This window comes from Actinocorallia lasiicapitis (assembly GCF_054778695.1).
Map to the genome: position 1 here is coordinate 1 of NZ_BAAGZI010000282.1, position 7997 is coordinate 7997.

Genomic DNA, 7997 nt, shown 5'->3' on the forward strand with positions numbered 1-7997 from the left:
GCCGACACCCGCGCGGCCCGCGCCGGGCTCCGGCCCCTCCGGGGCCGACCCGCCGCAGCCGCTCGGCTCCGGAACGTCCGGAGGCCGGTTGTAGGAGTCCTATAACCGGCCTCCGGCGATGACGGCAACGCTGACGGCAACAGGAATGCTCGTGAGCATCCTCCGAAGCCCTCCGCCGCTCAACGGGGCGGGGCTGGTCTCCAGACCCCGCGATCGCTGGTGCCGCTATTCCTCGTTGGCAATTAGGCGAGCAGCATCGTCCGCGACTTCAGCCCAGACGTCTACGCCTTCCTCTCTGAATGCAGCCGAGAGAGCGTCACGAACATCCTCCACTGGACGGCCGCGATGGGTAGCCCGGACTCTTGCGAGTGCTCTCTGATACTTCTCCACATGCTCTTCAACCTGGGGCATGGATTCGTCGTATCCGCTTGACCCATCCATCAAAAGTCCCTCCTGTAGATCTGCTTAAGGGAGGGCATGGCACCAGGGCCGAAAATGTGCTCCACCCGCCCGCTGACCTCGTCGGTGACACGCGTCGTGATGTCCCCGGCTGCCGTAAGGCGATCGTACTGGCACTTGCACATTTGGAAAATGATCAGCGACGGGCTCTCGCCAGGACCAGTCCGACTACCGCCGAAGGTTGCGGCAGCACTAAGTATGTCGCTATCTCCAGGATTTACCCGATAAGTGAACAGGTTTCCCGGCTGCCCCACCGATCCGCCATGGGAAGCCGCTTGGGCAGCTTCCCCGCTCAACCCATTAGCAGCGATGTTATCGGCGTGGGTTGAGGTAGTCCCATGCGCGAAGTCCATCGTCTCGCCGCAGTTGTGGACGAGGACGGGAGTGGACCCTGCCAGCACATAGTAGGTATGAAGACCGGTGATGGTCAGGTTGTAGGTGACGGTGGTTGTTTGTAGTGGCGGGTCGAATTGACAAAGCCGTGGAAAAGGATGGCATATTAACCGTTTAAGTGGGGAATTGGCACCACCTCCAAAAGGTGTATCAATTGCCATCTCGCCTCTGACCAGATCTCACACCTCCATCGATCCTCAGATTTCCCTCTATCGCCCATTTTTATGCGCACAACCACCGCTTGGGCACTCTTAGCGACTACCGAAATTTTCGGACGGTAGCGCAAATACATCACCACGCCACCGGACTCCAACTCCCTTTGACACGCGACAGTCACAGAAATTCGGACGACCTGAAGGATTTCGCGATCCAGCTGGCCGATATCCCCTATCTGATGAAAATCCCTGTGAGCAGCCGCCAACTCATGGATGGCGCCTTCTCCGGATATCAATCGCCCAGCCTCATTCAGATAACTGAGCGCGACTGCGGCGACGTGAGGGTCAAGCAAGCCCTGCCCCGCCTCCACTGCATGCCTCGCATAGTCAAGTGCGATCAGCCGCGCTTGATCTTCACCTACATCGCGAAGCAATTGAGCGAGTACCTTTGGAATCAAGATCACCAGGAACCCCTACCCTTGTTAAGCTCCTCCAGCATCTGCTCTGGATTCCCCGCCATGGCCTTCATCGCCATAGTCCGTCCAGGATCCCCCGCTAATCTTCCCGTAGCTTGGATTATTCTGATATTCCGGGAACCTCGCCCAAAATAATCCTTCTCCCCTTCTTGAGAAAGTCGACCAGCACAGGCACCAGCTCCACAATTTCCACTTCCGCCGTGTCCAAATCCAGACTTGAGTAAACCAAAACCTTGTCCCCGGATGGTCGAAACTCGATATATTCTGCAGATTCGGTGAAGGTAATTGAAAATGCCGAATCAATAGAAAGCGCGCCAATCAGCTTGGCAATACTGGCCAGGAAATCAAAAAGCGGAAATGCTTGCGATCGATCGAGGAATACCTTGCTCCCGATCCGGAAGGTGATGGATGAACGAAATAGGTAGTAGTGGAGGTCGACCTCCGACAGACCCTCACCAGCCTTGCGGTCCCACGGTCTACCAGTAACCGTATCGAAGTCTACTGACTCAAGAACCATCTCGATCATCTTAGTCACTCCACCTGACCTGTCAGGATTCGAGCCTGTCCCGGAATGCCGGGAGTGATGGGCGCAAAGAACCCGCGTCCTATCACTCCCAGGCTAGCGTACGGCGCTATGCCTACTCGGGGAATGCCGTGGCGATCTAGTGCTGATCGGGTCGCCTTGTCCGCCCTTGGAGCTGATTAGGCCGACCTTCCACGTCCCCGACGTTTGCGCAAGGCGCTTCGCGGCCGAACATTGGCCGCCGAAGGAACGGTCACTGCCCTATCAGCCACGCTTCGGGCCGTGAACAACCTGCGACTCGCTCTAACTCGCCCACCCTTCTGGATTTGACCCGCTTTCGATTGGGAAAGGAGGCACCGGCAGGCGCAGTCCACCACCGATCTTTTGCTCATAAGCTGCCGGGGCCAGATACAGGAGACTTTCGGCAGTCTGAGCAAATGGATGGACGTAACGATCGAAGCCTGCCCCCGATAGGGCTACTTCCTCATATTCGACCATCCCCGAAAGTACACAAGCGCAGCGCGCGTAGAGGAAATGATCAGACGTCTGTTCATAAATACGGCCGCCGCCCAAATCAACCGGAATGCTGGCGAAGTCTCTTCTATCTATCAGATAAAGAACTTCACTCAGGCGCCTCGAGAAATCGATCAGCTCGTAAGGGTACAACCCTTCCAGCCTTCGAGAGACCCCCGCGAGTGCCGTTTTCAAGCCTGCCTCATCCCGAAGCAGATTAGTGCCGATGACTTCCCAGAATTCTTCCATCAATAAGCGCCAATCAGCGAAAGGGACCGACTACAAGCGACCGGTGACCACGGGCGAATACCGATCGAGGGAGTAGGTGTCCTTGTTCTGGAAGTTGCCGATGGCGGGGATCTTAGTGGTGGAGCTGGTGAGGCCTGTGGTGGGTTTGGGCGATGAGGTCGGCGTGGGGGGCCGTGAGGGCGTCGCTTCGCTGTCCGGGACTTCAACGGCGGGGTCGTGCGTCGTTGGGTTGGGCTGAGCTAACTTGATCTCCGAGGAGGCGGTGCGGTTTGTCCATGCTGACCATAGGTGGGCGTATTGGCCGGCGGCGGCGATCAGGGTTTCGTGGGTGCCCTCTTCTAGGATCTGGCCGTGGTCTAGGAGCACGATTCGGTCTGCTGTTACGGCTTGGGTCAGGCGGTGGGCGACGATCAGGGTGGTGCGGCCGTGGGTGGCGGCCGTCGCGGAGTCTTCCAGGGTTCGTGCGCCTAGGCTGCCTGCCTCGGCGGTGGCCTCGTCGAGGATGGCGATGGGTGGGTCGGCCAGCACCAGGCGGGCTAGGGCGAGTTGCTGGGATTGTGCGGATGTCAGGTCGTGGCCGCCTTCGCCGACGATGGTGTCGAGGCCGTTGGGTAGGTCCTTTGTCCACTGGTGTGCGCCGACCAGGTCCAGGGCGGCGGATATCTCGTCTGTGGAGGCGTCGGGGCGGGCCAGTAGGAGGTCCTGGAGTAGTGGTCCGGCGAACACGTGGGTCTCCTGGGTGATGATCGCCACCTGGTCGCGTGGGTGGGCGAGGCCGAGCAGCGGCACCCCGCCCGCCAGGACCGCGCCGGAGTCGGGGTGCAGGGAACCGGCCGCGATGGCGGCGAGTGTCGACTTGCCCGCGCCCGTCGCGCCGAGCAGCGCGACCCGCTGGCCGGCCGGCACGTGCAGGTCCACGCCGTGCAGCACCTCGGCGCCGTCGCCGTAGCTGAACCGGACCGCGCGCAGGTCGAGCCCCGCGTCGGCGGGGACCGCGGCGGTCTTCGCGGGGCTCGGCTCCTCGGGCATCCCCACGACCCCGACGAGCCGGGCGAGGCTCGCGCCCGCGGCCTGCACCTCGTCGAAGACGAACAGCAGCATCCCGATCGGGTTGAACAGCCGGTGGAACAGCACGGCGGCTGCGGCCGCCTCACCGACGGTGACCGGGGTGTGCTTCACCAGGAAGAACCCGGCGACCAGCAGCGAGGTGAGCCCCACCCACTCCGCCCTGTTGACCCGGCCGACGAATCGCGTGAACAGGTCGAACACCCAGACCGACACGTCGCGGGAGTCCGCGGACGCGGCGTCGATCGCGGCGAGGTGCCGTTCCTCCAGCCGGTAGGCGCGGACGGTCCTGGCGCCCTGCATGGTCTCGACCAGCCGCTGTGAGGAGAACGCCACCTTCTGGCGCTGCACGGCGTACCGCGGGCTGGCGCGCGGCAGATACCAGCGGAGCGCGATCACGTACAGCGGCACCGCGACGGCCCCGGCGAGCCCGAGCCGCCAGTCGAGCCCCGCCATCGCGGCCAGGCTCAGCGCGCCCAGCAGCACCGCCGAGATCACGGCAGGGATCACGTCGGAGACGGCCTTGCCGACCTCCCCGACGTCGGCCCCGACCCGCGACAGCAGCTCGCCCTTGCCGAGCTTCTCCAGGGTGGGGACGGGCAGCCGCAGCGCCCGCGCCACGGTCCGCTCCCGCAGCACCGCGAGGATCTGCCCGCCGAGCCGCGCCACCAGATAAGAGGTGACGGCCGTGGCGAGCGCCCCGAGCACCGCCGCCGCGACGATCGCGACGGCCACCCCCACGATCACCGATTCCGGGGCCCCGCCGCGCACCCGGTCCACGAGCACGCCGAGCACGTAGGGCGGCGCGACGGCCGGGGCCGCACCCGCTGTCCCGGCCAGCAGGATGCCCGCGACGGCGGCCTTCCGCTCCCGCAGTTCCCCGCCCAGCCAGCGCCAGGTCGTCGCCCCGTCGGCGATCGGCAGCAGCGAGCCGTCGGACGGTTCGGTCATCTCAGAACCCCCTGACGGTAGTCGGGATCGGCAGCGGCGAGGCCGGCGTGGATGGCGGCGGCAACGACCCGGCCTTCCGACGCTTCGGTCATCTCAGAACCGCCTGACGGTAGTCGAGGTCGGCGGCGGCAAGGTCCGCGTGGTTGGCATCGGCGGCGACGAACCGGACTTCGGACGGTTCGGTCATCTCAGGACCGCTTGGCGGTAGTCGGGGTTGGTGGCGGCGAGGGTGGTGTGGGTGGCGTCGGCGATGAGCTGGCCGTCGGCGATGATGAGGACGCGGTCGGTGACTGACAGGAGGGCTGGGCTGCTGGTGATGATGAGGGTGGTGTGGTGGGCGGGGCCGTTCGGGGGGTGGCGTAGCGAACGGATGCCGCGGGCGATGGTGTGTTCGGTGACGGCGTCGACGGCCGTGGTGGGGTCGTGTAGCACCAGGATCGGTGGGCGCGCCAGGAGGGCGCGGGACAGTGCGGTGCGCTGGCGCTGGCCGCCCGACAGGCTGGCTCCCCGCTCGACGATCGTGTGGTCGAGGCCGGTGGGGTGGGCGGCGACGACCTCGTCGGCGGCGGCGGCCGTCAGTGCCTCGGCGAGTAGCGCCAGGTCGGGTGGGCCGTCGGGGCTGAGGTTGGCGGCCAGGGTGCCTTCGAACAGGTCGGTGCGGTGCGGTTCGACGAGCAGCACCCGCCGGGCGTCCTCAAGCCTGATCCCGGTCAGCGGCAGCCCGGCCAGCAGGACCCGTCCGGTGTGGTCGCCGGGTGAGACCCGGCCGGACAGCACGCCGATCAGGGCGTCGGCGTCGCAGGCGCGGTGCGCGACGATCCCCACGAACTCGCCGGGACGGGCCGCCAGGGTGACGCCCTGGAGGCTCCCGTAGCTGAGCTCGCGGACCTCCAGTCCGGCCGGGCCTTCGGGCAGAGTGGCCGCGTCGGTGTCGTCGGGCAGCAGCAGCGGCGCTCCGACGACCTTGGCGACCCGGTCGGCGGACGCGCGCGCCCCCGCGATCCAGCCGGGGATCTCAGCGAGCAGCCCGACCGGCTCCATCAGGAACTGGGCGAGCCCGATCACCGTCAGGAACTCGCCGACGGTGATCCGGCCGGTCAGCGCCGCCCAGCCCGCGAACACCGCGACCCCGCACGCCAGCAGCGCGCCGGAAGCCGACGACACCCCCAGGTAGACGGCCTGGGTGCGGGCCGCCCGCAGATGGGCGGCCAGTGACGCGCGGCTGACCTCGCGGTACCGCTCCGAGGCGGCCCGCGCGGCGCCGATCCCGCGCAGCGGACGGACCCCGCTGACCAGGTAGGTCGCCAGCGAGGCGGCCTCACCGGCCCTCTCCTGCTGTTCGGCGATCCGCCGGGTGATCCGGGGCGTCGCCAGGTGCAGGGCGGCCAGCACCAGCGGGGTCGCGACCAGCACGGCGAGGCCCAGCGGGACGTCGATGAAGAGCAGGGCGGCCGAGCAGACGGCCGTCGCGACGATCGCGCCCACCCCGCGCGGCACCGAGTCGAGCAGGTGGGAGGTGTTGTCGGCGTCGCTGGAGGAGACCGTCAGCAGGTCACCGGCGCGCAGGTCGGTGTCGATCCCCCGCGGATGCATGATCTTGCGGGCGAGTTCGAGCCGCAGCAGGTGCGCCTCGTGGGCGATGGCGCGCATCAGGGTCCGCGCGCCGAACCGGTAGACCAGGGTCAGCGTGGTGAACAGCAGTGCCAGCGCGACCAGCCAGCCGACCAGGGCGCGGCCGTCGCCGGGCGCGACGGCCCGGTCGACGATCACGCCGATGAGAATCGGGACGGTCGCCTCACAGATCTGGTGCGCGCTGATCAGCGCTGTCCCGGCGGTGAGCCGCCGGGCGTTGCGGGCCAGGGTCCGCTTCAGGACCTTCGACCCGGTGACCGGAGCGTCGAGCATCACGCGTCCCGGCCGTCAGCCCGCGAGGGTGCGGCCGCGCGCGACGATCGAACCGACGATCTCCCCGACCCGCACCGCCGTGTTCGACAGCAGGGTGGAGGTGATGCCGTGGGAGTGCTCGGTCGCGCCCTGCACGTACACGCCGGCCCGCATCGACGGCACGGTGACGATCCGGTAGTCGCGGTCGATCCGCGCGGAGCCGTCGGCGAGCCGTTCGCAGTGCTCGGCCGCCTCGCCGAGCAGCCGCAGCGGGTCGCCGGGGCGGTAGCCGGTGCAGTAGACGACGAGGTCGGCGTCCAGGACGGTCTCCTCGCCGGTCGGCAGGAACCGGACCGTCGCCTTGACGCCTTCGCCGTCGACCGCGACGTCCAGCAGCCGGGACGCGTTGAGGATCCGCAGCCGCTCCTTGCCCTGCACCTTCTCCTGGTAGTGGCGGCGGTACAGCTCGTCGATCAGGTCGAGGTCGACGACGGAGTAGTTGGTGGAGGAGTGGTAGTCGCGGAGCAGCCCCTTGACCTCGTCGGGCGCGGTGAAGAAATGGTCGACGGCGGCCGGGTCGAAGATCCGGTTGGCGAAGGAGCTGTCGTCGGCGGGCGTGTAGCCGTACTTGGCGAACACCGCGCAGACCTCGGTCTCGGGGAACTCGGTGTGCAGGTGGCCCGCGACCTCGGCGGCGCTCTGCCCCGCGCCGACCACGACGACGCGGCGGGGCGCCTCGAGGCCGGGGAGCCGCCGCAGCAGGTCCTCGCTGTGCCAGACCCGCTCGCCGCCGGTGACGCCCTCGGGCAGCACCGGCACCAGACCACACGCGATCACCACATTGCGGGCGCGGCGCACGGTGGTCTCGCCGCCCGAGACCGAGACGACGTCCAGATACTCGACCGTCCCGTCGACGGAGACGGGGGTCACCCCGTCGACCGCCTCGCCGCTCTGTGTCCCGTGCTCGGCGAGCGCGATGGCGAGCGCGAGGTTGGACGGCCCGAAACCGATGCCGACGAGATCGTGGACGTGCTGCCCGGCAGAGGACATGGGGGCCTTTCAGTTTAGGCTGCACTTACTAAGGTGAGCCTAACCTAATCCTCGTCACCCCTTTCGACAAGGAGCCGCCCAACGGGTCGCGCGGGCGCTAGACGCGGGCGCAGCCGGCGTGACGGAGACGGATCTCACGTTCGGTCTCCGTCATGCCGTCGGCGAAGAGCACGATCTCGGCGAGGGCTTCGGCGCTGCCGGCCGGCTTGAGCGCTCCGGCCGCCCAGTCCGCGAGGGCGGCGGCGGTCCGCACGCCGCGCGGTTCGGCGGAGGCGAGGC

8 protein-coding genes are annotated in these 7997 nt (G+C 67.0%); all 8 read right to left on the minus strand.

Annotated features, from left to right (window positions below; translation table 11 throughout):
* Positions 1–440: 440 nt before the first annotated feature.
* Entirely contained in the window at positions 441–1013 is a 573-nt protein-coding gene (locus ACYVE7_RS24670; RefSeq protein ID WP_460367640.1) for a hypothetical protein, read from the minus strand.
* Entirely contained in the window at positions 959–1471 is a 513-nt protein-coding gene (locus ACYVE7_RS24675) for a hypothetical protein (RefSeq protein WP_460367641.1), read from the minus strand. The genes ACYVE7_RS24670 and ACYVE7_RS24675 overlap by 55 nt, the downstream gene beginning before the upstream one ends.
* 112 nt (positions 1472–1583) lie before the next feature.
* Positions 1584–2009 carry a hypothetical protein gene (locus ACYVE7_RS24680; RefSeq protein ID WP_460367643.1) on the minus strand — a complete coding sequence of 142 codons (426 nt, stop codon included), beginning with the start codon at positions 2007–2009 and terminating at the stop codon, positions 1584–1586.
* A gap of 300 nt (positions 2010–2309) precedes the next feature.
* Entirely contained in the window at positions 2310–2768 is a 459-nt protein-coding gene (locus tag ACYVE7_RS24685; protein WP_460367645.1) for a DUF4240 domain-containing protein, read from the minus strand.
* Between the two features lie 30 nt (positions 2769–2798).
* Positions 2799–4784 carry an ABC transporter ATP-binding protein gene (locus ACYVE7_RS24690; RefSeq protein WP_460367646.1) on the minus strand — a complete coding sequence of 662 codons (1986 nt, stop codon included), beginning with the start codon at positions 4782–4784 and terminating at the stop codon, positions 2799–2801.
* 183 nt (positions 4785–4967) lie between these two features.
* Positions 4968–6689, minus strand: a complete 1722-nt coding sequence (locus ACYVE7_RS24695) for an ABC transporter ATP-binding protein (protein WP_460367648.1) — start codon at positions 6687–6689, stop codon at positions 4968–4970.
* Between the two features lie 15 nt (positions 6690–6704).
* The gene (locus ACYVE7_RS24700) at positions 6705–7718 is read right to left on the minus strand and encodes a SidA/IucD/PvdA family monooxygenase (RefSeq protein WP_460367650.1); all 1014 of its coding nucleotides are present in this window, start codon (positions 7716–7718) and stop codon (positions 6705–6707) included.
* Between the two features lie 97 nt (positions 7719–7815).
* The coding region (locus ACYVE7_RS24705; RefSeq protein WP_460367652.1) for a hypothetical protein at positions 7816–7997 on the minus strand (182 nt) is incomplete at its 5' end.